26 protein-coding genes and 1 pseudogene are annotated in these 26,287 nt (G+C 37.7%); 14 read left to right on the forward strand and 13 right to left on the reverse strand.

What is annotated here, in order from left to right:
- Positions 1-56: 56 nt before the first annotated feature.
- Entirely contained in the window at positions 57-689 is a 633-nt protein-coding gene (locus ACG916_RS16400) for a hypothetical protein (protein ID WP_419328658.1), read from the forward strand.
- A gap of 149 nt (positions 690-838) precedes the next feature.
- Here the strand turns inward: ACG916_RS16400 and ACG916_RS16405 are convergent, their stop codons facing one another.
- Together ACG916_RS16405 and ACG916_RS16410 are read right to left on the reverse strand one after the other, a co-directional pair.
- A complete protein-coding gene (locus ACG916_RS16405) occupies positions 839-1,810 on the reverse strand; it encodes a hypothetical protein (RefSeq protein WP_419328659.1) in 972 nt (323 codons plus the stop codon).
- A gap of 192 nt (positions 1,811-2,002) precedes the next feature.
- Positions 2,003-3,262 (reverse strand): MgtC/SapB family protein, encoded by a 1,260-nt coding sequence (locus ACG916_RS16410; RefSeq protein ID WP_419328661.1) that lies wholly within the window; start codon positions 3,260-3,262, stop codon positions 2,003-2,005.
- Positions 3,263-3,436: 174 nt separating this feature from the next.
- Between ACG916_RS16410 and tfpB the strand changes: the two genes are divergently transcribed.
- The 4 genes from tfpB (at position 3,437) to ACG916_RS16430 (ending at position 7,861) form a co-directional block, all read left to right on the forward strand.
- A complete protein-coding gene (tfpB, locus tag ACG916_RS16415) occupies positions 3,437-5,194 on the forward strand; it encodes a type IV pilus assembly ATPase TfpB (protein ID WP_336954502.1) in 1,758 nt (585 codons plus the stop codon).
- A 101-nt stretch (positions 5,195-5,295) separates the two neighbouring features.
- Entirely contained in the window at positions 5,296-5,655 is a 360-nt protein-coding gene (locus ACG916_RS16420; RefSeq protein WP_336954503.1) for a NirD/YgiW/YdeI family stress tolerance protein, read from the forward strand.
- 165 nt (positions 5,656-5,820) lie between these two features.
- Positions 5,821-6,486, forward strand: coding sequence for a response regulator transcription factor (locus ACG916_RS16425; RefSeq protein ID WP_004721888.1), 666 nt, complete (start codon positions 5,821-5,823; stop codon positions 6,484-6,486).
- 40 nt (positions 6,487-6,526) lie between these two features.
- Positions 6,527-7,861, forward strand: a complete 1,335-nt coding sequence (locus ACG916_RS16430) for a sensor histidine kinase (protein ID WP_336954504.1) — start codon at positions 6,527-6,529, stop codon at positions 7,859-7,861.
- A 191-nt stretch (positions 7,862-8,052) separates the two neighbouring features.
- On the opposite strand, the gene hemP is transcribed toward ACG916_RS16430, so the two are convergent.
- Positions 8,053-8,223, reverse strand: coding sequence for a hemin uptake protein HemP (hemP, locus tag ACG916_RS16435; protein WP_004721884.1), 171 nt, complete (start codon positions 8,221-8,223; stop codon positions 8,053-8,055).
- A 140-nt stretch (positions 8,224-8,363) separates the two neighbouring features.
- Between hemP and ACG916_RS16440 the strand changes: the two genes are divergently transcribed.
- Positions 8,364-9,275, forward strand: coding sequence for an NUDIX domain-containing protein (locus ACG916_RS16440; RefSeq protein WP_419328663.1), 912 nt, complete (start codon positions 8,364-8,366; stop codon positions 9,273-9,275).
- Positions 9,276-9,301: 26 nt separating this feature from the next.
- Here the strand turns inward: ACG916_RS16440 and ACG916_RS16445 are convergent, their stop codons facing one another.
- The gene (locus ACG916_RS16445) at positions 9,302-9,886 is read right to left on the reverse strand and encodes a tetratricopeptide repeat protein (protein ID WP_419328664.1); all 585 of its coding nucleotides are present in this window, start codon (positions 9,884-9,886) and stop codon (positions 9,302-9,304) included.
- Between the two features lie 46 nt (positions 9,887-9,932).
- A complete protein-coding gene (mrcB, locus tag ACG916_RS16450) occupies positions 9,933-12,326 on the reverse strand; it encodes a penicillin-binding protein 1B (protein WP_035371136.1) in 2,394 nt (797 codons plus the stop codon).
- A gap of 195 nt (positions 12,327-12,521) precedes the next feature.
- Here mrcB and ACG916_RS16455 point away from each other — a divergent pair, with 195 nt between their 5' ends.
- The 3 genes from ACG916_RS16455 to ACG916_RS16465 all read left to right on the forward strand — a co-directional run bounded on the left by ACG916_RS16455 (position 12,522) and on the right by ACG916_RS16465 (position 14,351).
- The gene (locus ACG916_RS16455) at positions 12,522-13,424 is read left to right on the forward strand and encodes an NAD(+) kinase (RefSeq protein ID WP_004721877.1); all 903 of its coding nucleotides are present in this window, start codon (positions 12,522-12,524) and stop codon (positions 13,422-13,424) included.
- Between the two features lie 2 nt (positions 13,425-13,426).
- Positions 13,427-13,693, forward strand: coding sequence for a YeaC family protein (locus ACG916_RS16460; protein ID WP_004721875.1), 267 nt, complete (start codon positions 13,427-13,429; stop codon positions 13,691-13,693).
- Positions 13,694-13,889: 196 nt separating this feature from the next.
- Positions 13,890-14,351 (forward strand): hypothetical protein, encoded by a 462-nt coding sequence (locus ACG916_RS16465; protein WP_419328665.1) that lies wholly within the window; start codon positions 13,890-13,892, stop codon positions 14,349-14,351.
- A 30-nt stretch (positions 14,352-14,381) separates the two neighbouring features.
- Here the strand turns inward: ACG916_RS16465 and ACG916_RS16470 are convergent, their stop codons facing one another.
- A complete protein-coding gene (locus tag ACG916_RS16470) occupies positions 14,382-15,377 on the reverse strand; it encodes a glycosyl transferase family protein (RefSeq protein ID WP_419328666.1) in 996 nt (331 codons plus the stop codon).
- A gap of 419 nt (positions 15,378-15,796) precedes the next feature.
- Between ACG916_RS16470 and ACG916_RS16475 the strand changes: the two genes are divergently transcribed.
- Positions 15,797-17,158 carry a dicarboxylate/amino acid:cation symporter gene (locus tag ACG916_RS16475; RefSeq protein ID WP_004721869.1) on the forward strand — a complete coding sequence of 454 codons (1,362 nt, stop codon included), beginning with the start codon at positions 15,797-15,799 and terminating at the stop codon, positions 17,156-17,158.
- Positions 17,159-17,212: 54 nt separating this feature from the next.
- Here the strand turns inward: ACG916_RS16475 and ACG916_RS16480 are convergent, their stop codons facing one another.
- From ACG916_RS16480 to ACG916_RS16490, 3 genes are all read right to left on the reverse strand, one after another.
- On the reverse strand, positions 17,213-18,283 hold the full coding sequence (locus ACG916_RS16480) for a hypothetical protein (RefSeq protein ID WP_419328668.1): 1,071 nt from the start codon (positions 18,281-18,283) through the stop codon (positions 17,213-17,215).
- 23 nt (positions 18,284-18,306) lie between these two features.
- Entirely contained in the window at positions 18,307-18,603 is a 297-nt protein-coding gene (locus tag ACG916_RS16485) for a peptide chain release factor-like protein (RefSeq protein ID WP_419328669.1), read from the reverse strand.
- Positions 18,604-18,775: 172 nt separating this feature from the next.
- Entirely contained in the window at positions 18,776-18,898 is a 123-nt protein-coding gene (locus ACG916_RS16490) for a hypothetical protein (RefSeq protein ID WP_419328671.1), read from the reverse strand.
- Between the two features lie 301 nt (positions 18,899-19,199).
- Between ACG916_RS16490 and cgtA the strand changes: the two genes are divergently transcribed.
- On the forward strand, positions 19,200-20,423 hold the full coding sequence (gene cgtA / locus ACG916_RS16495; protein WP_336954511.1) for an Obg family GTPase CgtA: 1,224 nt from the start codon (positions 19,200-19,202) through the stop codon (positions 20,421-20,423).
- 61 nt (positions 20,424-20,484) lie between these two features.
- Positions 20,485-21,618 carry a glutamate 5-kinase gene (gene proB, locus ACG916_RS16500; protein WP_336954512.1) on the forward strand — a complete coding sequence of 378 codons (1,134 nt, stop codon included), beginning with the start codon at positions 20,485-20,487 and terminating at the stop codon, positions 21,616-21,618.
- Positions 21,619-21,665: 47 nt separating this feature from the next.
- Here the strand turns inward: proB and ACG916_RS16505 are convergent, their stop codons facing one another.
- The 3 genes from ACG916_RS16505 to ACG916_RS16515 are packed head-to-tail and all read right to left on the reverse strand — an operon-like array spanning position 21,666 to position 24,030.
- Complete coding sequence (locus ACG916_RS16505) at positions 21,666-22,187, reverse strand: hypothetical protein (protein WP_336954513.1); 522 nt, start codon at positions 22,185-22,187, stop codon at positions 21,666-21,668.
- Between the two features lie 20 nt (positions 22,188-22,207).
- The gene (locus tag ACG916_RS16510) at positions 22,208-22,855 is read right to left on the reverse strand and encodes an HAD-IB family hydrolase (RefSeq protein ID WP_419328673.1); all 648 of its coding nucleotides are present in this window, start codon (positions 22,853-22,855) and stop codon (positions 22,208-22,210) included.
- Positions 22,822-24,030 (reverse strand): DUF1615 domain-containing protein, encoded by a 1,209-nt coding sequence (locus ACG916_RS16515; RefSeq protein WP_336954516.1) that lies wholly within the window; start codon positions 24,028-24,030, stop codon positions 22,822-22,824. The genes ACG916_RS16510 and ACG916_RS16515 overlap by 34 nt, the downstream gene beginning before the upstream one ends.
- Positions 24,031-24,113: 83 nt before the next feature.
- Here ACG916_RS16515 and dusB point away from each other — a divergent pair, with 83 nt between their 5' ends.
- Positions 24,114-25,136 (forward strand): tRNA dihydrouridine synthase DusB, encoded by a 1,023-nt coding sequence (gene dusB, locus ACG916_RS16520; protein WP_336954517.1) that lies wholly within the window; start codon positions 24,114-24,116, stop codon positions 25,134-25,136.
- Positions 25,137-25,179: 43 nt separating this feature from the next.
- On the opposite strand, the gene ACG916_RS16525 is transcribed toward dusB, so the two are convergent.
- Positions 25,180-25,773: a DUF4291 domain-containing protein gene (locus ACG916_RS16525; RefSeq protein ID WP_419328674.1), complete on the reverse strand. Its 594-nt coding sequence runs from the start codon at positions 25,771-25,773 to the stop codon at positions 25,180-25,182.
- Positions 25,774-25,979: 206 nt separating this feature from the next.
- On the opposite strand from ACG916_RS16525, the pseudogene ACG916_RS16530 reads away from it, so the two are divergent.
- Positions 25,980-26,189: pseudogene (locus ACG916_RS16530) on the forward strand (DinB family protein); the annotation flags it as partial.
- Positions 26,190-26,287 lie beyond the last annotated feature (98 nt).

A 26,287-nucleotide genomic window follows, 5' to 3' on the forward strand; every position in this document is an offset into this window, starting at 1 on the left:
TATAACTATAGCATACTCAAATAGCCTAAGCTTAAAAAATACTCAAGGAGTAGATAATGCAAGATGCGATTGCCATACAAAGCTTGAAAAGTGATATTGCATTATTACGTCAAAATATTTGGCCACCTGTAAACTTAAGCAATGTTGAAGGTTTGCCTATTTATTATGGGACACAATCGGAAGTAGATACCTACTATAAACAGTGGCTTGGTTTGGTTGAAAGGGCACAAATGTTGTATCAACCTTTTATGGATGATGAGGTTTTAGATGTTGCTCAATTACCTAGCCATTTAAATTTACCTTTGTTTTTCTTTCATGTAGATCGGATTCGGATTAATAAAACCCGTGCCAAAGAATCAAAGACTTTTCGTGGAATTGCTGCATTGGTAGAGAAATGTGGGCAATTTGAACCCAGCCAAATTAAAAAAATGTCACAGTGGTTAAACAGTGATGATACCGCAGCCTTGGTTGCACATCGTGAGTTCATTGATTTAAGAACCTATATTTTTCAGTTTGGACAAAGTGAATATACGAGAACACGATTTTATGTGAATGGTTTAGTGCTGAGCACTGAAAAAGATTTTGAATTGGTGGATGCCCGCGATAAGCCGCGCAAGTCAAGAAATGATAGCTATGCTGATCCTTTAGCGGATAACAATCTCTGGAAAGTATTTGGCAAATATCGTTAGACTGTTGTGAAATAGAAGGTTGTAGATTTTGTTAAACCTGCTGTGATTTTTAACTTTGTTATTTTTCTAGCTACAAATTGAAACGATTAAATTATCTTAAACACTGACTAAAAATAAGATTTAGTCAGTGTTATATAAAAGAATATCTTTTATTTTACAGCATCAATTGCAGCACTTGCTGTTTTGTTAAATAGCGTACATTCTGACTTTAAGCCATTTAGATAAGCTTCTTGTAACTGAGCATTTATACTGTTTTTACCAAACTCAGCAACAGCGTCTTGATAATCTCGTTCATATTGCTTAATTTTGTTTGAAAGTATGTCATATTCACCTGCAGTATAATAGTTTGCTGGGTAATAGTCAGAGCCGATTTTAGCTACAGCATCAACCGATGTATTCAGTTGCATGTCTCGGGATAAATCTAAGTTGAACTTTCCTAGCACCGTTGAAATATAACCGTCTTTAAAATATTTTGATGGGTCGTAATTATTCAGACGATAGCCTGAATAAAGATCAGCGAAGCTTGTATTTGTTGAAGAGGAAATAGATCGTAAACATGTTGATCCAGACGGGAATGTTTTGCCTTTAAGTTTTTGCACATAATATGAAGAATAAGTGCCAACTATTGAGCTAAGTGCAATATTTGAGCCAGCATAATGCTCAAATCCATCGATATATGGACTAATTGCTTTGCCTGTTAAGTTGACTGTTTCAAATTTTTCAGTTAATTCTAATTGGTTATAGTTACGTGATGAATAAGGTGTAAATGTCCAAACTGTCGCTGTTTGCGATTTCAGCGTTGCATATTGATAGCCAAAATCAGTTTTACTTTTAGGCGCATCATAGAGTCCATCTGTTGCTAGATAATCACTTAAAAGATCAGATGAAAGGAACTGTGTTGAACCATCAACGTTATATTCACCATTGATGTACATTTGCTTATTGTTAAAACTAAACTTTACTTTAGTAAAGAGGTTAATGTCTTGGGTTGAAGAGCCAGTTTCATATCCAAACCATTCAGACTCATTGTTCGTTGTATAATCCCCAGCATCTGAATCACCTCCACATGCGGTTAAAAATAATGAAGAAATGATGGTAAAAGACAGTAATTTAATTTTCATGAATTATTCCAAATTATAAAATATTAAAATTTATGAGTATAAAAATTCTCGCTGTCATCATATTTCAACATTTTATTTTTTCAACGTTTTTTTGATGAAATTTTAAAATTCTCTTAATTTTTATAATTATATATTGATCGAAATCTTAAAATAATTTTGCTGCTTTTCAATTTCATCCTTGCAAAAAGTGCTTTAATATTGAAGAACCCAAACAAAAACTGTAATAAACATCGTCATATGCAAAATTTGAATTGGAGCAAAGATCAAGGCATAGCGGCTGCCACCACTTAAAAATGCATTTATCGATTTCGCAATGGCATGTGCTGCTAAACCTAAAACAAAGGCGAGAGATAAGATGTGATTACTCGGTTCTCCCTGAATGACAATTGTGGCCAAAGCGCCATGAATTTCAAATAATGAGGCCAAAAGCGTACCTGCAATTAAACCCGCATCACCCAATAAAAGATTTAGCCCATATACACCCGCCTGAATCAAGGTTAACGACACTGCAATAATGGCTGCTTCATTTAGACTAAACATACGACTATCTACAAGCTGGTTATTCTCAATCGGTTGTGTGTGACGCATAAACCATAAGGCAAAAATGGTTAGTATCGCGATAGCGATTAGGCAGGGCAGTACAATGAGTTTGAACCAAGTAATACTGATACCAATCACAATAATCATGAGTTGTAGTAGGGTTGCCACGCAAGACATTAATGCTGCCCCAGCATTGGCTTTGGCTTCTGCACGTCCATTTCGGACTTCTAATCCTAAGCTGGCAATGGTAGCGGTACTGGAAACAAAACCTGAAGCAAGCGAAGACAACAGCATAGCATTTTTTGATGACAATAATCGTTTGGCAATATGTGCAAGTGCTTGCACCGCCAAGATTAAGGTGAGTAATTTTAAAATAACATAGGGATTAAGCACAGCACCCCATAAAGCTTTGTTTGGTGTCAGTGGCAATGCAATTAATAACAATGCCAGTAAGAAAATTCCATCTTTAAATTCAGATTCTGTAATCCATTTCCCGGCAATGCCATGCATAGAATGTTTGGTCATCAACAAGACGGTGAGGATGACCGATAAACCTGCGGCAAAAGAAATATTCCAAACGCACATTCCACCGATAAAATAAGTGAGTATAAATGCAATTTCAGTAGTTATACCGGGATCATCAGTTTGATTCTTTAAAGAATAAATGACGATACCACCTGTAATGAATGCACCCGCAATGCCAAAATAGGGACCAAACAAAAAACAAACAGCACCAAGTAAAGCACAAATAGCAAAAGACCTTAAACCCGCAAAACTATTTTGATTTTCACGTTGCTGACTTCGTTCACGTTCAAGACCGATAAGTAGACCACAACCCAATGCAGCCGCAATGATGGTGAGGAAATCAGTATAAGAGCCAAATGAAAATGGATATAGCGATATAAAATTCATAGTGCTCTCCAAATAAGACCATGAATTAATAGAATGATTTCAATGTATCGCAAAGTTTTAGAAAAACAAAAGTTTATTTTTTAGCCTTACGTTAAATACATTATTGAATTTAGAAAATCCAAGAAATACAACAATTAATTTTGTTATAGTAGATTGAGTTTCGGGGATATAACAATGCAATTTAATTTTGAAATTGATACAGCTTGGTGTTTAGAACAATTATTAAAAGATGGTCGTATTACAGAGCGTGAAAAACTATTGGTACAAACCACCCATCGACAACGCGATCAGTTGAAGTGGCATCCTTTGCAATGGATTGCCAGCTTTAAGCTCGTCGATGCTAAAAATCCAATAAAAAGACTGACATTGACTACGCTAACAGAATGGTTAGCTGAAAAAGCCGAACTCAATTCATTTACGATTGATCCATTAAAGGCCGATGTGACTTCACTAACCAATGTCATGTCACAAGAGTTTGCAATAAGAAATAAAATTTTAGCAGTTGAAGTCAGTGCCGATAAAATTCTGATTGGTACAGCACAGCCTTTTATAACGGATTGGGTACATAATTTAGAACGTAGTTTAAGTCCAAAAAAAATCGAAAAAGTAGTATTGAATCCTGAGTTATTACAACGTTATTTAACTGAGTACTATCAAGTCAGTAAAGCGGTCAGCAACTCACAAAAATCCAGTGCCTATGATAAAGAAAATAAGGGTGTAGAAGCACTTTTACAATTGGGTGATACCCAGAATCCAGATGCCAATGATCAGCATATTGTGAAACTTGTCGATTGGGTTTTACAGTTTGCTTTTGAGCAAGGGGCGAGTGATATTCACTTAGAACCGCGTAAGGAAAAAGGTAAAATTCGTTTTCGTATCGATGGGGTACTGCATACAATTTATAATATGCCAGCCAATACCTTAACCGCAGTTATTTCACGGATTAAAATTTTAGGCCGTATGAATGTTGCAGAAAAACGTAAACCTCAGGATGGGCGTTTAAAAACACGGACACCGAAAGGGCAAGAAACCGAGCTACGTCTTTCAACTTTGCCAACTGCTTTTGGTGAAAAGTTGGTGATGCGTATCTTCGACCCAGAAGTTTTGGTACGAAGTTTCCAACAATTAGGTTTTGATGAACATTTATTGGCACAATGGCATGCTTTAACTCAACATAGTCATGGCATTATTTTGGTGACTGGCCCCACAGGTTCAGGTAAAACTACCACGCTTTATTCTTCGTTAAAACAATTGGCAACCGAGCAAGTGAACGTCTGTACCATTGAAGATCCAATTGAGATGTTGGAGCCAAGTTTTAACCAGATGCAGGTCAATCAAGGGATTGAGCTAGGTTTCGCTGATGGTATCCGTGCTTTGATGCGTCAAGATCCAGATATTATTATGGTTGGAGAAATTCGTGACCAAGATACTGCCAACATGGCCATTCAGGCTGCATTAACAGGTCATTTAGTGCTTTCAACTCTGCATACCAATGATGCGCCATCAAGTCTGACACGTTTGCATGATTTAGGTGTGCAACCTTTTTTAACCGCTGCAACGATTTTGGGAGTATTGGCTCAGCGTTTAGTGCGTAAGCTTTGTCCGCATTGCAAACAAGAAACCTTTATCAATGAACAAGAGTGGAAACATTTGACATTTGGCTATCAGACCAAAATGCCTAATTTTGTATATAAAGCAGTTGGGTGTGAGGAATGCCGTCAAACAGGTTATAAAGGTCGTGTTGGGATTTACGAGTTTATGCCAATTAGCCTTGAGGCAAAGCAGAGAATTAGTGCAGGCGTGACTTTAGATGATTTAAAAATGCAGGCAAAAAAAGAAGGCATTGAACCATTAAGAATTGCTGGTGCACGTAAAGTATTAGAAGGCATAACCACGCTGGAAGAAGTCCTTAGAGTTGTGCCTTTAAATTAATTTTGACTTAAAATAGCAAATGAAGAAATCCTAAGATTCACCTCATGTTGGTTTGTTTTAATGCTTCTATCGAAACGATGAACCGATATGAGGACACAACAATGAACATCCTTGCGAAAACAATTTTAACCACAAGCTTGATTGGTTTAACAAGTTTTGCCACTGCAAACACAGCAGTAAATCAATCAGCGCTTACACCAAGTTTAACCACAGTAAAACAAGCTTTAACATTGAAAGATGATACCAAAGTGCAGCTTCGTGGTAACGTGGTCAAAGCAATCGGTGACGAAAAATATCAATTCCGTGATAGCACAGGTAGCATTACTGTCGATATTGATGATGAATTATGGCAAGGTAAACCGATCGCGGCAAATGCTACAGTGACATTGTTTGGTGAGGTCGATATCGATTATAAACCGACAAAACGTGTAGAAATTGATGTGGATGCCGTGAATTTTTAATTATTTTATCCATTAAAACAAATCACAGCAGATTCTAGTTATATTCTCTAAGACTACATGTGTATGCATGTGGTCTTTACCTATGTTCAATAAGTATGAACAGCAACAAACAGCAGATTTTATTTTGATCAAGGCTTTGTCTGCCTAAAAGGAGAGAGAGGTTCTATGCGAATTTTGCTCGCTGAAGATGATAGTTCACAAGCTGAAAGTATTAAATCTTGGTTGGAAATGGATGGCTACAATATAGATTGGGTTGAACGTGGTGATCATGCAATTTTAGCCATAGAACAGCATCAATATGACTGTATCTTATTAGATCGTGGTTTGCCCAAAGCCACTGGTGATGAAATTCTCAAACTGTTAAAACGTCAATTTCCAGAAATTCCTGTGATTTTTCTTACGGCGAGAGACAGTATTCAAGATCGTGTGCAAGGTTTGGATCTCGGTGCAAATGACTATCTGGTAAAGCCTTTTAGTTTAGAAGAATTATCTGCCCGAGTACGGGCACAGCTCAGACAAACTCAAGTCACAAATTTACATGAAATAAAATATGAAAATTTAGTGTTAGATACTCAAGCGAAAACGGTATTTCAGGATCAGCAAGTTGTTCATCTCACCGCAAAAGAATTTCAAATTTTATATAAATTGATGCAAAAGCCTGAACATATTGTGACACGTGAGCAATTGGAAGAATCACTTTATGCTTGGGGAGATGAAATTGAAAGTAATGCGATTGAAGTTTATATCTATCAATTGCGTAAGAAGATTGGTGGACATTTGATCAAAACAATCCGTGGCTTGGGCTATCGTATGAATAAAGAGCAAGATTGAATATTTCATCATTACTTTTAATGATTTCAATAGGATGAATATGACACAGGCAGTATCACTACAAACCAAGCTGATTAAGACCTCCATGCTAAGTTCAATTGTGGCAGGTATTTTTGCGCTGATACTTCTGGTGAGCCTTTCGATTTATCACAATATGAAGGTACAAGATGAAATCATGGATGAAGTTGCAGATATGCTTCTGATCTCAGATTTAAGTGCGACTTCTGGTTTTCAATTGGATGAGTTAAGTGATGAATTTGATATTCAGTACCGATTGATGAATGGTGAGGTGATGTTGACCCACTCACCCGAATTTGATTTGCAACAAGGTCAAGCCAATCTCCTATCTGAACATGAAGGAAATGGATATGGATTTATTTGGTCAAAGGATAAGTTGTTACGTAGCTACAGAGCGATTGATCAAGATTCTCAGTTAAGCGTCTATGTTGTACAGCCCTTAAGTGTCCGTTTTAAAGACTTATTACAAAGTTTTATCAGCTATTTATTGGTTTTATTAAGTCTCTGGTTGCTGCAATGGCTGATTTTACATTTCTCAGTTAAAAAACAATTTAAATCCATTCAACTGCTTTCGACGGAAATTGCTGAGAAAAATGCCAATGATCTCAGCTTAATTCAGCGACAACCTGCATTTAAAGAACTTGAGCCGATGGTTAATCAGCTTAATCAAATGCTTGTTCGACTAGATCAAGCTTTAATTGCTGAACAACGTTTTACCGCAGATGCATCACATGAATTACGTTCGCCACTTTCTGCGATACAAATGCGTTTGCAGTTATTACAACGCAAATATGCAGAGGTTCCTGAGATTTATCAGCAACTCAATAGTATTCAAAATGATGTGAATCGAGGAACGCTGGTCCTTGAAAATCTTTTGCTTTTGGCACGATTAGATCCAGCGGATGCCAGTGAATTACCGAAGACTTGGATAAGTCTGGGGCAAATGACTCAGCATGTGTTAAATAGCTTGGCCCCATTTATAGATGACAAGCAGATTCAGATTCATATTCAAAGCGAAGATGTTCAGGTCTATGTAAATGAAGAATTACTGTTTATTTGTATTCGCAATCTTGTCGATAATGCAATTCGTTATACGCCATTACAGGGCAATATTTATATTCAGATTGGACCATTAAATAATTGTAATTTCTTTGAAATCCAAAATGATGGTGAGGGTATTCCTCAAGACATCTTAGATCGTTTAGGTGAACGTTTTTACCGAGCTTTGGGGAGCAAAACACAAGGTTCAGGCTTGGGTTTGTCAATTTGTAAAAAGGTGATCGATCTGCATCATGGAGAGATTCAGTTTACTGCTTCCGAATATGGTGGTTTGAGCGTTTGTGTTTATTTACGTTAAAGCTGTGCGATTAAATGGGCATTTTTATTGAATGTTTAACATTTCATTGGTGAATTGTTTTATAGAGATAGGGTGTTGTATAAAAATCAATAGACAAGCATTAAAATTCAACTGACAAAATTAAAAAGCAGTATGCGCTGATTCATACTGCTTGTTCCCACGTTTTTTGTTTTAACTTAATGTTTTTATAGTTATTTGGTCAAAATTAGACGATTGTTACGTGTTAAACGTAAGCGATATTCTTCTCCAGCATGCATGATGCGAATTTCGCGCCCTAATGCAAATAAGTTATTTGAATGTAACATCGGAAGAGATTGGTGAGCTTCTGTGTTACGTGTGAATAGGCTAAAAGGTGCGTTCATTATTGTTACTCCGTGTGGGGTGCTGTCTAAGTGATTTAAATGATAATCATTATCGAATAGATCTGTCAACGATAATTTTTATCATTTATAAAATTTCTATAATTGCTTACAATTCATTAAAAATTCAGGTGTCGATTTTTATGTCTAAACCCAATATTCATGTGGCTATTGCTTTATTACTTCATCGTGGGAAGGTGTTGGTCGGTTGGCGCAATGCAGATCAGCATCAGGGTAATAAATATGAATTTCCTGGTGGCAAAATTGAAGTAGGGGAAACACCTGTCGAAGCATGTCGTCGAGAGATCTTTGAGGAAGTTGGAATAGGTATCGAGCAATGGCGTGCTTTTGACCTGATTCATCATGTTTATGATGATGTTGAAGTGTTTCTCCATTTTTTTCATGCTACGGTTCCTGAACAATATTTGCATGATATTCAGAAACCTTGGACATGGTATGGACGTGATCAACTATTTGCGCTTAATTTTCCTAAAGCCAATCAAGCGATCATTCAACGCTTGTACTGGTCGCATCAAATTAAAATCTCCGACAATCTTTCAGCATTGAGAATAGAAAAAAGTCCAAATGACAACGCGCAATTTTTTTATTTTAGAACGATTGCAGATCAGGTTGCTGTAACACAAATTTCACAGTTAGCTCCAAATGCCTTATCTCGCTTGATTGTCAATATAGAGCTGTGGCAACAGTTGTCTGAGCATCTTCAAAAAAGTATAGCTGCTGTACATTATAAACAGCATCAATTGATGGATTTACACATTGGGCAGTTACCAATCGGTCTACGTTGTATAGCAGCATGTCATGATCTGGTGTCTATACAGCGAGCACAGACATTGGGTTTTGATGCTGTGATTTTAAGTCCCGTATTTGCAACCCAGACCCATCCTGAAGCCCATGCGCTTGGATGGGAAAAATTTGCTGAATATGCCAAGACCTGTGATTTACCCATCTTTGCATTGGGCGGATTAAGCCAAGCTGATTTAGCGATTGCACAACAGCATTATGCATACGGGATTGCTGGGATTCGAAATTTTTAATCGAGCAGAGATATTGGCTTAAACAGTTATAAGCGTTGTAACTGTTTTTGCGCTTCTGCGATGCTCTGTTGACTTTTTAATTGCTGAGCAGCCTGCAAAATAACATTCCAAAAGGTTTTCTTTTGGGATGGACTTTGCGCATAACTTAAACCACGTCGCGCTAGAGATTCAGCATTCGCATACTGTTTCTTCTGATTGGCAATTTGAGCCAAATAAGAGAACACTTGTGCCGATTGTGGTGCTATACGTTGTGCATGGATTGCATAACGTTCAGCTTCATCCCATTGGCCCTTTTGATATGCGGTTTGAGTTTGTTGGATGAGCTGTTTAAATGCTGGGATATTTTCCCCATCCTCAAATTTTTGCGTTTGAGGCTTGGATTGCGGAGCAATCACGACAGGAACTTTTTCACGTTTAATTTCAGGGCGTTCATAAGGGGTAATTTTTACCCCATCTGGTGTAGCAATCCCATGGTCAGGTTGTTTAGATTCTGGCTTTTCAACAGATTTGCTCGGTTTAGAATTTTGTTGGGGTGTTGTTTGACACCCAGCCAAAGTTAATAGTCCGCTTAAACTTAGAATATAAGCGATTGTGCTTACATTTCGTTTCATCACAAATTCCTATTTAAAGCCAATTTACCCGTATATTTAACAGACCCTAGTTGTTATAACTACCACTCGAGATCACATGACCTCTTGAGTCCTGATCTAAACTGTCTTCACTTTCGCGAATATAGTTTTCTATACTATCACTTGAATGTGGTTGTGAAGTGTTTTGTTGCGTATCAGGTGTGGATTGAGGATCAACTTGATAATATGGCATGCCGCACTCTGTCGCACGATTAGGGACAGTGTGGCGTAATAATGGAATATATAGCGCGCCTTCACAGCCTTGTGCTGAAAGCTCCCCAGTTCGAGAGTCAATCCATTGCCATGAAATATCATCTGTTTGACGTAAATTCACTGGTTTTTGGCGTAATTGCTTCATGACATTGATCCAGACAGGTAATGCACCTGATGAACCTGTAAGCCCAGTAATTTTATTGTTGTCTAAGCCTAACCACACCACTGCTAAATTATTGCCTGAGTATCCAGCAAACCAAGAATCACGGGTATCGTTGGTTGTACCTGATTTACCCGCAAGTTTGAGGTCAGCTGGTAATGTGTTGTAGGCCGCTTTACCTGTACCTGCGGACATGACTTGTTGTAAGCCAAAGTTCAATAAGAAGGCAGCAGAAGGGTCTATGGTCTGTTGTACATTTAAACCAAAACGTTCTAATAAACGACCATTAGAATCTACAACAGTACGGATGGCTTTGGTTGGATATTTAAATCCACCTGTTGCAAAGTTACCATAAATACTCATCACCTCCATTGGTGACATATCAACAGCCCCAAGGAAAATAGATGGGTAGTTTGGAATCTTTGAGGTCACGCCAAATTTAGACAAGTTATTGCTAAAAGTAGAGATCCCAAATTCATTACCTAAACGCACAGCAGACAAGTTATATGAGTTTGCTAAAGCTTGAGACATCGGAACATAGCCATGACCTGTTCCGCTATAGTTCTTTGGTGTCCAAGTTTGATTACCACTGACAGGTAAACTAATTGGCGCATCTTCAATTTGTGATGCCCAGTTATAACGACCTGATTCCAACGCGCTTAAATAAATCACAGGTTTAAGCAAAGAACCCACTTGACGTTTAGCATCTACAGTACGGTTAAAGCCAGTAAAGTCTTGGGTTGAACCAACAGCGGCAATTAATTCGCCATTTTCAGGGCGAGTAACTAAAACAGCGCCTTGTAGGTCTTTTAATCTTGCTGGGTTCGCATTGGCTAAACGGCTCACCGTTTCTCTAAAGCTCTTTTGCACTCTAGTTTGTGCAATTGGATCAAGTGTCGTAAAAATTCTTAAACCTTGGTTGGTTAAATCTGATTCTTGGTATTCAGTTTTAAGTTGACGACGTACAATATCTAAGAAGTCTGGGAAGCTTGCTGTACCTAATGTTGGTTTACGAACCACATTAAGCGGACGTGCAATTTCTTTTTCATATTGCGCTTGGTCTAAGTATCCCATCACCAGCATATTATTTAGCACAATATCGCGACGTTTTTTTGCGCCTTCAGGATTTTTCCAAGGGTTAAATAGGGTAGGACCTTGAACTAAACCGACCAAAAATGCTTGTTGTGAAATATTTAATTCGCTGAGTGGTAAGCCGAAATAGAATTGTGAAGCTAAGCCATAACCATTGACAGAATAGTTACCACTTTGACCTAAATTCACTTCATTTAAATAGGCTTCTAGAATTTCGTCTTTGCTGTAATGAAGCTCTAATAACAGCGACATCAGGGCTTCATTCACTTTACGTTTTAAGGTCTTTTCAGGGGTTAAGAAAAAGTTCTTAACCAACTGTTGGGTGAGTGTTGAACCACCCTGACGTTTACCACCGGTCACGTTACTGAGTAATGCTCGCGCTGTACCACGGAATGAAATACCATGATGGCGATAAAAGTTTCTATCCTCTGTTGCGATTAAAGCTTCAATTAAAGGCTTAGGAACTTTATTTAATTTAATGAGGACACGGTCTTCATTGTGTTGCGGGTAGATACCACCAATTAACATTGGCTCTAAACGTGCGATCCCAGTATTGGTCGGTTTGGTGGCTTTTACATCTGTAACAGTATCACCAGCAAAGGTCACTTGTAGGACTTGTTCTGGATCTACACTGTCACCAAAGTCAAAGCCACGTGTATGAACGTAAATTGTATTCGGTTGGGTAATATAGGTTCCCGATTTGGTATAGCTATCACTGTTTTTATAACCGAGTAATTTGAGTTCTTGTTCAAACTCTATTTGGGCAATTGGCGCAGTTGCATAGATTTCTAATGGACGAGCGAATACTTTCGCAGGAATATCCCAGCGATTGCCTTCAAACTTATCTCGAATAACATTGTCGAGGCGAATTAAGTAGACGCTAAATGCGAGAAATACTGCAATAATTAATACACAAAAAATCAGTGCAATTAAGCCTATACCACGTTCGGTCTTCATATACAGATAATAATACCCAAATTTATTTTCGCTAATCATGCGAAGCTTTTCTTAATTTTGCAATAATAAATCTGTGAAATACACAAATTTAAAGGCTTTTTAAACATTCTCGTTATTTTTCGTATATGAATGATTTTATAAACATATACTGAGAGTGTTATTATATCTCAGAATTTCAGTGGAGCTACCGCGTCTGTGCAAATTTCACCAAAGACCTTTCGTAATATCGGTTTAATTGGAAGACCAGATAAATCATCTGTGGTTGATACGCTTTGTCTTATACACGATCATTTATTAAGTTTGGGTCTGCATCCAGTTTTTGATACAGCTACAGCACAACTTGTACCTTATACCAATACACAAACTGTCAGTAAGAATCTGCTCGGTGAAGTGGTTGATTTGGTTATTGTTGTGGGTGGTGATGGTTCTTTATTACATGCTGCACGTGCATTGGTAAAATACAATATTCCTGTACTTGGGGTGAACCGCGGTCGCTTAGGTTTTTTAACAGATATAAAACCCACTGAAGTGCTGTTTAAGTTAGATCAAGTTTTAAAAGGTGAGTTTCAGCTTGATCGTCGCTTCTTATTGGAAATTGAAATTCGCAGTAAAAATGAAATAATTTATGATGCAATCGCTTTGAATGATGTGGTACTTCATTCTGGTAAATCTGTTCATATGATTGATTTTGAGCTGAACATTGATGGGCAATATGTTTATCGCCAACACAGCGATGGTTTAATTGTATCGACTCCGACAGGTTCAACGGCATATGCCTTATCTGGTGGCGGACCAATTTTACATCCAAGTATGGATGCGATTGCTTTGGTTCCAATGCACCCACATACGTTGTCATCAAGACCGATTGTGGTGGGTGGGCAAAGCGAAATTAAGATATTGATTCGTGAAAACCGTGTGTTGCCGATGGTCAGTGCCGATGGACAGCATAGCGTTTCATTAAATGTCGGTGATAGTTTGCATATTCGTAAACATCCCTTCAAACTAATACTTTTACATCCACCAGGTTATGACTTCTATATGGCTTGTCGTACTAAACTTGGCTGGAATCAAGATTTTGATTCTTTTCAGCGGGATTGACCATGAATATTGAACAGATGCTTTCTATTTTAGATGCTGACATTGTTGAGCGTTTAAAAACTGCGGTAGAAATTGGTAAATGGCCAAATGGTGTGGCGTTGACTGCTGAGCAACGTCAAACCTGTATGCAAGCAGTGATTGCTTGGGAACATCAGAATATACCTGAAAAAGAACGTACAGGTTATATCGATAAAGGGCATAAAGAAGAAGGTGAGGAATGTGATTCGCATGTGCCTGAGCCAGAATTTAAACCGATTCGTTTTATCTAACTGAGCAAAAGAACCCTTGAATCACAAAGTAGTTTCACTTTGTGATTCAAACACTCAATTTAAAAAACAATAATATTTAAACTGTTTCAATCATGATGCTATTAAAAAGATAAATACGTTTAAACGAGAAGTGCGTAATAAGGTGATAAAGATATTCAGAATGATAAAAATCTTAAAAAAAGATAAAGAGATTAAAATGCTCAAGCTGCTCAAAACAATAACGCGACTAAAAACAATAAAGCTTGCTCGACTCAGTTTATTTTGTATCACTGCAATTTCGACCAGTGTATTCGCTGAGCGAACAAGTGATGCAAGAAGTATTCAATGTTTATTAGATGTTACCGTAACCGCAAGTCAAAATTTCCAAACGCCTGTTACACAATATACATCAATTAAAAATGATGGTTATCCCATGCTGTTAATTGGTATAAAGATCCGTAATGCTTATACAGCCGACGCATCAAAAAAGATAAAAACGCATCATCTATATTGTTCAAGTCTGATTGGAAAGCAAAAAGATGCTTATTTATCTGGTCCTTATCAATCCAATAATATCGATGTCAAAATAGGTGATCAGTTGCAACTCATCAATATTCATTCTTCTGGAAAAAGTTATCCCTATTGGGCTGATTTTTATTTTATCCAAAAGCGTAATTAATAACGTTCACGCTTGTGTTTAAAGATGAAATTAGAAACGCGTGTTCCAAAGATGTTTTGCTTTACTCATGGCTTCTGGATAGTTATTTACAATACCCATGGTATATAAAGCAATGCCCATTGTTTCAGTGATGGCAATTTCTCCATACTCATGTGCTTGTTGGCCTTCCCAAACCGCTTTAAAAACAGCGAGATCAAGCTGTTCTTCTGTTGGGCTGCGGTTATCGGTTAATTTAGGCAATTCATGTTCATAAAGTTCACCATCTTGAATACCACAGATGAGGGTTTTGGCATCTGGATTGCGCTCAAACTCGCCACCTTCACCTTTAATCACAGCACTATTTTTATAACCTAATTGAAAGGCAGCTTGTTGATGTGAACTACGATAAGCAGGGTGGAAAATTGCCTGTAAGGTTGCTTTGGCATTGAATGGATTAATCAAACGAGCCAGTGTGTGAATCGGTGAGCGTAAACCCATCACATTCCTAAGATTGATCAAATCTGCCAAGATTGGAGAGATTACATTTAAAGGCAAATAAGCAAAATTTTGGGTGTCTAGTTGCTGTTTGACCTGTACTTCATTTTGGCAAATTGGAAAGCCTAAGTATTCTAAGACTTGTTCAGTATACACACGGTTCATGGTATGCCCTGATGCACCATGCATCACGATCTTATAGCCATGCTTTGAGAGTGTTAAGGCTGCCAATAAAAACCACGGGTAATGTTTGCGTTTACCTGCATAAGATGACCAATCTAAATCCACAGCAAGTGGTTGAAAATTCAATTGGTCTTTGGTCGCTTGGACAAAGCCTGTCAGTTCATCTACAGACTCTTCTTTGACCCGAAGCAACATTAAAAATGCGCCAAGTTGTACGTCTAAGACTTCATTTTTCAAAATCATTGAAAAAGCTTGATAAGCTTCATCATAAGTTAATGATCGTGCACCATTTTTCCCTTTACCAACAATTCGCACAAACTGCGCAAAAGGATGTTCAAAGTCTTTATAAAGATTGCGTTTTGTATTCATGTCAAATGGATCAAGGGAGAGGAGACAGTGGAATACACTATGCCATAAATGGATCTAAATCGTATAGATATAGACGATATTAGACTAAGGTCTAAGCATAAATTGCACAGATGTTAGGCGAAATTAACATTTGCATAGAGATTGATCATCAAAAATTAATTAAAATAGCCTTGAAGAGCGTTTTATTTTTTATCTCCTGTTCTGTATTTATTCTTTTGGCCAAGGTGCCAGCGAGAATAAATCTTAAATATCGTCATTCGTTGTCATTGTTTTGGAAAACTGTCGTTTTCTGAAGGAATTTTTATTTGCTAAAAACCGACTTCCCAGAAGTTTTTATCGGGATTTTGGGCTGTGTCAGCAAATGGTAGCATTAACATTGGATATTTCTTCAAACAGAAATATAGAAAGAAGTAATTATCATGGCTAAGAAACCGCTGTATAAGTCACTCTATTTTCAAGTGATTGTTGCCATTATTTTGGGTGTGATAGTAGGGCACTACTTTCCAAGTGGTACTCAATTGATCAATGGTGTAGAGAAAAGTGTTCCTGGTTTAGGCGAACAACTCAAACCTTTAGGTGATGCTTTTATTAAGCTCATTAAAATGATTATCGCCCCTGTGATTTTCTGTACCGTGGTCAGTGGGATTGCGGGCATGGAAAGCATGAAATCAGTGGGTAAGACCGGTGGTATTGCACTTTTATACTTTGAAGTCGTATCTACCATTGCCCTGATTATTGGTTTAGTTGTTATCAATATCGCCAAACCGGGCGTTGGTATGAATGTTGATCCTGCGACTTTAGATACCACTGGTATCAGTAAGTATGTGGAATCAGGTGCATCACAATCTACCGTTGATTTCTTTTTGCATATCATTCCAAATACCGTTGTGGGTGCATTTGCAGAAGGTGAAATTCTACAAGTTCTTTTATTTGCCTTATTGTTTGGTTTTGCATTACATAAACTTGGCGATGCTGGAAAACCAGTATTAAGATTGATTGATCAAATTTCGCATGTGTTCTTTAACATTGTGAATATGATTATGAAACTTGCGCCAATCGGTGCTTTTGGTGCGATGGCATTTACCATTGGAAAGTATGGGATTGGTAGCTTAGCGCAACTTGCACAGTTAATTCTTTGTTTCTATATCACGTGTTTGTTGTTTATCTTTATTATTCTAGGTTCAATCAGTCGTTTCTGCGGATTTAGCATTTTAAAAATGATTCGTATGATTCGTGAAGAATTGTTGATTGTATTGGGGACATCTTCTTCAGAATCTGTATTACCACGTATGCTGAAAAAGCTTGAAATTGCTGGCTGTGAAAAGTCTGTGGTTGGCTTGGTAATTCCAACAGGTTATTCATTTAACCTTGATGGTACCTCTATTTATTTGACTATGGCGGCGATCTTTATTGCACAAGCAACCAATACTCAACTGGATATTTGGCATGAAATTACCTTGCTTGCAGTCTTGTTGATTTCATCAAAAGGCGCAGCAGGTGTAACTGGTTCAGGCTTTATTGTAATGGCAGCAACTTTGGCTGCTGTAGGTAATATCCCAGTCGCTGGTTTGGCTTTAATTTTAGGGATTGACCGTTTCATGTCTGAAGCACGTGCATTGACTAACTTGGTGGGTAACTCTTTGGCAACGATTGTGGTTGCCAAGTGGGTTGGAAAGCTGGATGTTGAGAAGCTCAATGATGCTTTAAATAACCCAGCTGAAGTGGATCGTAAAATGCTTGAAGAATCAAATCAACCTCAATTAGATTTGCAGAAGTCTTAATTTTATTGTGTTGTAAATCAAGGAAGCTCAGGCTTCCTTTTTTAATGTCAATATTTAGATATAGCTTGTTTCATAAATGGTTTTATTTGCAAAAGACAGTAAGCTGTGCCTATTCTTATATTGCTTTTGTGGACGCAAATTATCGATTTGATTTAACAAAATTCGATCAGCAATGACATAAATTGTAATATTCTGATCACCTACAATTATTAATAAATTTTGATCAGCATATAAATTAAAAACTTGTTGAGTTTGTTCGGGTATTTCCCAATAGTTTGCTGAATAATCATCGTCCCACATTGTTTTTGCGAGTGAAAGAAGATGTATTCCTGATCGATTTTTAGGTTCAGGTTTAAGGTCAAACTCTTCTTGATCCCACAGTTCAATATTCCAAATGGCAACATGTTGATCATCAAGCCAGCACATTAAAGCATTCCAGTTTTCTCGATAACATAATGTTTGGACACTTGAGCCATCTTCACTTTCAAAAGGGTTATGTTTAAACCATTGACTAAGTGACCAAACTTTGGGAGAAGCTACAGGATGCCATATCCAACCATCATCTAAAATATAATCATTGTTTGGACTGACATATAACGCGCCATGAAAGTAATCTAAATAGTGTTTAGGAGGTTCAGTTTCATAAGCTGCAATATAGCGCTCAGTCAAAAGCTGATTTGTGGTTAAATTAAATGCTTCAAGTCGATTCCAGTCACTTCTATAAATACAAATATCTTGTGAATTGAACTGTGTAAAAGCCAATGAGAAAGACACGGTATCTTCATAATAACTTTGACTATCAATGTGTAGAACTGTCTCCAGTGTTTGAGTATTTATTACAACTCCAAATTGCCCATGATCGACATAAACTGCGATAAATTTTCCATTGGTACTACATTTAATTTGGTATTTAGGGGTACCGTAATGACGGAGTTCTCGATTATTTAGAATTGGAAGCGGAAGGGGCGTTATGGATAGCTGTTGTAATTGCTGTTGAGTTAAGTTGTAGCAATATAAATAGCCTTTTTCGGTGACGATATAAATTTTGCATGTATCTGAATCAATAGCTGTAATATCTAAAATTTCGCTATCTAAACCTTTTAAATTATAGTGTTTTTGTTTCATGTAATTCTCTTTTTAACATATTTCTACTTTTTAAAACTGCGTATAGCATTGCCTTGCTCGATCAACGCGTGTTGTAAATGTTGAGCGTGTTTCTGATGGGCTTGCTGGCTCTCCATCTGTTGTTGTAGTTTGAGTGCAATCAACTCTTTTGCCACACGCTTATTGGCATGTTGATTCCGTTCAGACATGACCTTTACACTTATTCCAGATGCAACATGAGTTGCATGAACAGCAGAGTCAGTTGTGTTGACATGCTGTCCACCAGCACCAGAAGCACGACAGGTCTGAAAAGTGATGGTGTCTTCTGGAGGGAGTTGCAACGGTGTATCGAAAAGCGTAATGCCTACAAACCAGTTTTTACGTTTATGTTGTGGGCGAATTGGACTTTGAAACGTCTATTGAATTGTACCGAGCCAAGTATTGAGCCATATTCGGGCATCCTCATCGATACTGAGCAGCACCGAAGAATAACCATGTTGAGTCGCATTGCTTTCAATTGGTTGGAGGTGGATCTTTTTTTGTTTTGGCTTCTTTGTGTATTTCTTCAAGCGTATATTTTACAGCAAGTTCACATTCTGCGGGTCCAAGCGCAGCACTGAGTTGGACAATAGACAATATGAGTTTTCCTTAAAATTAATTTGGACGATCGAAAATCAAAAAAATGCATGCAAATAAATAGAAATTGTGAAATTCATAAAATTAAGTGTGATTTAATTTTGAATTATTGATTTTCAGCTAACTGATTATAGAAAAATATGTGAATAAAAAACAATCGAAATCCAATAAAAATATGCATTATCAAGCCTCTGATCAAAAATGTTTAAGAAAATTCATGCTCAGCTGAATAATACTATTCGAGAAATTTTTGAAAATATGGCAGAATATGGGGTTTTAAAGATTTTAGAGGATTGGCAACATGCGCTTTGTTGATGAAGCAGTCATTACCGTAGAGGCTGGCGACGGTGGCAATGGCGTAGCCAGTTTTCGCCGTGAAAAATTTGTACCATTTGGTGGTCCAGATGGTGGTGATGGTGGTCGTGGTGGCAGCGTATATATTCAAGCTGACAACGATACCAGTACCTTAGTAGATTATCGTTATACCCGTAAATTTCGCGCTGAACGTGGTAAAAACGGTGCTGGCGCAAACTGTGCTGGTCGTGGTGGTGAATCAGTTATTCTGAAAGTTCCAGTAGGAACAACCATTGTAGATACAGAATCTGGCGATATTATTGGTGATTTGGTTGAAGATGGCCAAAAGGTTTTAGTTGCACATGGTGGCGATGGTGGTTTGGGGAATACTCATTTCAAATCATCGACCAACCGTTCTCCGCGTAAATGTACACATGGTATTAAAGGTGAATATCGTGAAATTCGTTTAGAGCTAAAAGTTCTAGCGGATGTAGGTTTATTGGGAATGCCGAATGCAGGTAAATCTACCTTTATTCGCGCAGTATCAGCAGCTAAGCCAAAAGTTGCAGATTATCCATTTACAACAATGGTACCGAATTTAGGTGTGGTCGATGCAGATCGTCATCGTTCATTCGTTATGGCAGATATTCCTGGATTGATCGAAGGGGCGGCGGAAGGTGCTGGTTTAGGGATTCGTTTCCTTAAGCATTTAGCACGTACACGTATTCTGTTGCATATTGTTGATGTACAACCGATTGATGGTTCAGATCCTGCCTACAATGCCAAAGCGATTGTGGAAGAGTTGAAAAAGTTCTCACCTACATTGGCTCAATTACCGATTGTTCTTGTTTTAAACAAACTTGATCAATTAAGTGATGATACTCAAGAAGAATGGTGTAATCATATTCTTGAAGAATTACAATGGGATGGTCCTGTATTTAAAACTTCAGGCTTGCTTGAGGAAGGTACCAAACCTGTTGTGTATTACCTCATGGATCAAATCGAGCAACAACGTGAGTTGGAAGACGAAGATCCAGAGTATGCAGCGAAAATGAAAGCATTCCGTGATCAGCTTGAAGCTGAAACACGTGAGCAAACGATTGCTGCAAAAGAAGCTTATCGTGAAATGCGTCGTCAACAACGTCTTGCTGGTATTTTGGCAGAGGAAGAAGATGATGAGGATGACGATGGCGAGGATGATGGCGAAATGGAAGTGTACTACGTACGCTAATTTCTAAGGGTATCTATCATTTCCAACGATACCCATTTAGAAAAGAAAGACCGAGGACAAGATGATAGAAGTGGTAGATGGGCAACGTCAGCTCAAGGCTTTAAAACGTATCGTTGTTAAAATCGGATCATCTTTACTCACAGCAAATGGGCAAGGTTTAGATTTGGATGCAATTTCGCATTGGGCGAAACAAATTGCAGATCTACACAATGCAGGACACGAGATTATTCTTGTGTCTTCAGGTGCTGTGGCTGAAGGGATGGTTCGTATGAAGCTAGAGAATCGACCCACCGATTTACCCAGTCTACAAGCTTGTGCTGCCATTGGTCAGATGGGGTTAATTCATACATGGTCAAGTGTGTTGGAAAAGCATTTTATCCAAACAGCACAAGTCTTGTTAACTCATGATGATCTTGCCGATCGCCGTCGTTATCTTAACTCATGTGATGCACTGCAAAATTTAATTGATTGGAAAGTGATTCCTGTAATCAATGAAAATGACACAGTGTCTACTGATGAAATTCGCTTTGGTGATAATGATACGCTTGCAGCAATGGTTGCAGGGCAAGTTCATGCAGACTTACTGATCATTTTGACTGATCAGCAAGGGATGTTTGATTCAGACCCGCGTTCTAATCCAAATGCAAAATTGTTCCATACTGTTCGTGCAATGGATGAAACCTTGTTTGATATGGCCGGTGGTGGTGGTAAGTTTGGTCGTGGTGGTATGTTGACCAAAGTTCGCGCTGCTCGTCTGGCTGCCAAGTCAGGTTGTCCAACGCTGATTGCCAGTGGTGAAAGTGATAATGTATTGGCTCGTTTAATGGCGGGTGAATTATTGGGTACTTTATTCATTACTGATGATGATCGTGTTACAGCACATCAACAGTGGTTAGCTGCACACCTTCAAACTGCAGGGCGTTTGGTTTTAGATGATGGTGCTGTCAAAGCCATCAAGGAAAACCATCGTAGTTTGTTGCCTGTAGGGGTGAAAGCTGTTGAAGGGCATTTTGATCGTGGTGATGTTGTGGAATGTGTTGATCAGTATGGTCATCGAGTCGCGGTTGGACGAGTGAACTTTAGTTCGCGTTCTGCTGAAACTGTCAAAGGTTTGGCTTCGGATAAAGTGTATCAGGTGCTAGGTGAAGCACGTTCTTTAGAAATGATTCATCGTAATCACATGTCAATTTATTGATTGGTTTTAAGATTTCTAAGAAATATAACCTCGCTTTGGCGGGGTTTTTATTTGGGTGTGATTAATGGTGATTTTTCGTTGTATAAATCGGATTTAAAAACTTTATGGCCGACCCATGACTTTAAGTAAAAGTGTTGGTCATGGAAGCGAGAGCCTCCTTGTACGCCTTTGCCAAAATTTTCATCGTTATTTAATTTACGTTTGATCGCATTAAAAAAGCTTTTAATATTTTTATCGGGTGTTTTTGAGATGATTCTTAAACTTATTTTTTCTAACGTATCCTCTGTTTCTCGACCACCTTTACCTGCAATGGCATATATACAGTATTCATCTTTGTAGATTTTATCTTTACTGATGTATTGAGCTTGATCGAGAAAATAGAAGCCAAGATTTGGATGATCATATTGGCTAAGTTGTTCTTGTAAATTATCAGGAGTGGCAATTTTCATTTGAATTTTATGATCTGAATCAAAATATTCAATTGCCATTTCAATTTGATATTTCTCTAACTCATGTTGAATATAGGGATAGAATTCAGCGAGTGGCATGATGATATTGATATAGGACATTGAAAAATCTCAGTGCTGAATTAAGCCAATTTTTTTTCGTCTTCTAAATAGGGTAAAACCTGATCCTTGCCAACCATATATTGATAGTCGGCCAAATGAAGCATATCCAAATCTTCTTCACTGTTGCCATAGGCAAATATTTTGTCGTATTGGTCTAAATCATATTTTTCTAAGATGCGTAGTCGTTTTTGTTCACAACTACAATCTGGCGTGGAATAGTGACCAGTAAACTTTCCATCTATAACTTCAGTACCCGTACAGATTAGATCTATATCCAATATTTGACAAATGATTTTGAGGTAAATATCTACTGATGCTGAAACCAATACAACATCATCACCATTGTCTTGATGTTTTAATAATTGCTCATAAAGGTTTTGATCCAGTTCCCTGACCAAACGTTGGGCATATTCATTTGCAATATCTTGAATTTCATTGGCATCGGCTTGTTTAAACATTGCATTAAATAATTTGATACGCATGGAGTTGGCAGGGTAGATGTTTAAATAATAGGCCTGAATCCACGGTAAAATTTTGATGCCTTGCTTTACGATGTGTCTTTTTGATAAAGCATAGAAAATAAACCCTGTGAAACTGTCTTTTTTACACAAGGTACCGTCAAAATCAAATAATGCTAAATTTTTAAACGTTTTGCTCTGTGCATACATGTTTCATATCTTCCGTTTACGCGGCTTGCGTACCAGTTAGTATTATAATCACGACTCAATTTAGGCCCAGAAATGACAACTTCAGGCATTATGGCATACATTGGATCTTTGCCCGTTTTATTCTTATAAAGTTTAGATACTGCGATATAAGTTTGAGTTTTTTCAAAATCTTGCTGCTTTTCGTCCTTTAAATCACTACGTAACTGTCGAGGGGTAACTAAAATATTATTTTTTGAAAATAAAGCAGTAAGCGCCTTCTCTGTATCAGTAATCGCTGGACGTGGATCCCCATTTTTGTCATAAGAGAGCAAATCACCATCAAGTGCAAGATCAGCTTCAGTCAGCTTATCGATCATTTTTTGAAAAGCGGCATTTCGACTCGAATACATCCCTGAGTTATAGTCGGCAAAACGATAAATCGGTTTATCATAGTCTGCCGGATACATCATTAAACGATGAATTCCATAGTATAAACCACCAAATTCGGTATACAGGTCATCACGTAATTCATTGATGTTCATACTGCTACGTTTATGCTCTTTGGCATAATTGATATGAACCTGCATGGAACCTAATGTGGTGATTGGGTTCATTTTTTCAGCAATATCTTGACCAACAAATTTGGCCGCACCCGTCAGCGCACTCACATGATAATGCTTTGCCATATAGTCAAAGATTTCACGATAAAGTACGTCTAAATCTTTTTCAGTGCGGACACGGCTCATTTGTTTTAAATAGTTATCATTTGGCGAGGGCTGGTTTTTTAAAACATTCTCAAAATATGAAGCAACAGTACCACCAATTGTGGTTCCAAGTTTATCTTCAAATTTTTCATTTAAACGTGTGGTGACTTCTTTTACCGCTTTATCCCCCAAACCTGGTACAACAGGATTGGCAACAAAGTTAGATTCCTGATCAACCACCGCAATGATGGTGCAGATATTTTCTTTGTTGGTTGGAATTTTTAATTCATTGGAAATATCGTAGATGTCTTTTGCCCAAGAGTCACGTTGATTGACACGATTGGGAATCAGTTTTCTGATTTGCTCTTGTTTTAATTGTTCATCATCTTCATTGGCAAACCATGAACCTTTACCACAAGCAACTAGGCTTAAAGAAAGAGCTAACACGCTGAAAGATTTAAGAAATGCGTGATGTCGAACTAATTTTTTCATATCGAAGAAAACATACTCAGAAAATGATGAGCCACTATGGCAGATGCAGTATACTATGAAGGTCTAAAAATGTATGAATATATATGTATATTGGTCCTTATCAACTGTCAAATAATTTAATCGTTGCACCTATGGCAGGAGTTACAGACCGTCCGTTTAGGACACTGTGCAAATACTTTGGCGCTGGGCATGCGGTAAGTGAAATGATGACCTCTGATCAGACCTTACGTATGACCAAAAAGAGTTTATATCGGGCAAATTTTGATGGTGAATTAGCACCGATTTCAGCGCAAATTGCAGGGTCTGAACCAGATCAGTTGGCTGAGGCAGCACGTTATCAAGTTGCAAATGGTGCGCAAATTGTCGATATCAATATGGGATGCCCAGCAAAAAAAGTTTGTAATAAACTGGCAGGTTCAGCATTGCTGAAAGATGAAGATTTGGTTGCCCGAATTTTAGATGCAGTGGTTAAAGCGGTGGATGTGCCTGTGACGTTAAAAACGCGGTTAGGTTTTTTAAATGGTCATGAGAATATTATCCGTGTGGCGAAACGAGCAGAAGAAGCAGGAATTGCAGCCTTAGCCTTACATGGTCGTACCCGTGAGGATATGTATTTAAATACGGCACGTTATAGTTTGATTAAAGAAGTCAAACAGATGCTCTCTATTCCTGTGATTGCCAATGGTGATATCGACAGCCCTGAGAAAGCCAAATATGTATTGGACTATACTGGTGCTGATGCCGTTATGATTGGACGTGCAGCCCAAGGGCGTCCGTGGATTTTTCGTGAAATTGCCCATTATTTAAAAACAGGTGAATATTTAGCAGCACCAGATATTCAAGAAGTAAAACAAGTTTTACTGGGCCATTTGTCTGAACTTTATCAGTTCTATGGTGAATACTCAGGTTGCCGTATTGCACGCAAGCATATTGCTTGGTATACCAAAGGTTTACATTCAAGTAATGAATTTCGTCAAAATATGTATAAAGTGGAAAGTACAGTTGAACAAGCGAAAGTCGTTGAGGATTACTTTAATCACTTGCTTGAACAAGGCAATACGATGAGTGATGTACAGGTTGAATCGGTAAATTTATTGGATGTGTAATCAATAAGGTGTAATCAGTATAGGAGCGAACTCCCATACTGAACTACCCAATCACTAAATGTTTTTTTAATGCATTATTTAAAGGATAAATACATTGTTTAGGCAAGAGTTTTTCAGCGTGATGATACTGTCCTAAACGTCGAAATTGCGCCATCTTATCTACAAGAGTGGTGATATCTTGGATTGAATGAATCGCAGTGTTGTTAAACGCTTGAATTAAAAAACGACTAATCCCAATTTGAATACTCCGCTGTTCAAGCTTAGTTCCTTTTAAATTCCGTTCAGGATCCCACTGAATATGTACCCTTGCATTTTCAAAAGCTTCAAACCATTGCTCACCATTTTTATGCCCAGAGAGTGTCGGGTCAGTATGTACACTTTGTTCTAGTAAATATTCCCAAAAATCACGTTTGATACGGATTGCTAAGATATGATTTTGGTTGGATTTTGTCGCCCAATGAATGCGTCCCATTAGCCATAAAAATGAAGGTTTTATCCATGTCATTCTTTGAAAGGAAAAAGGTGAAACAAATTTTTGTTGTTGGACTGCTAAATGGGCAATATGTTGATTATAGGCTTGATAAACCGTAATCGTGTCACGGTCATATAGCGCACGTATTTGATGATAGGCAGACATGATAAATCTCACTTTTAATTTGAATAAGTTGTTGAAAATTTATAACTTAATCAAATAAGTGAAAAATGATTCACCGATTGGCAAAAAATTTGATTTAACATGAGCATCAAGCTAGCTTTATTGATTTTATCGCTATTCTAGTCAAAATGGCATTTTTATCAAGCTGATTATATTTTATACACCCATAATAATGGTTTATTTAAGTCATGAATAAAGATTCTTTGAGAATACTGGCACAATACAATATATGGGCAACCCAGCGTCTTTGTGAAAGTTTAAAAGCTGTGTCCGATGATGATTTTAACAAAAATGTTGGTCTTTATTTTAAAAGCATTGCTGGCACTTTGAATCATTTGCTATTGGGGGAACATTATCTTTGGTATTCACGCTTTAAGCAGGGTGTATCACCTGCAATTGAGAGGTGGTCCCACATGTTTGAACAACTAAAAGCTTATTTATAAGTGATACTCTGCTCTAGTTAAGCTACCTTATTTTGTTGTGGTAGCTGGTCATA

Origin of the sequence: Acinetobacter legionensis (assembly GCF_048552295.1) — a bacterium.
In the GTDB taxonomy this organism is placed as follows: domain Bacteria; phylum Pseudomonadota; class Gammaproteobacteria; order Pseudomonadales; family Moraxellaceae; genus Acinetobacter.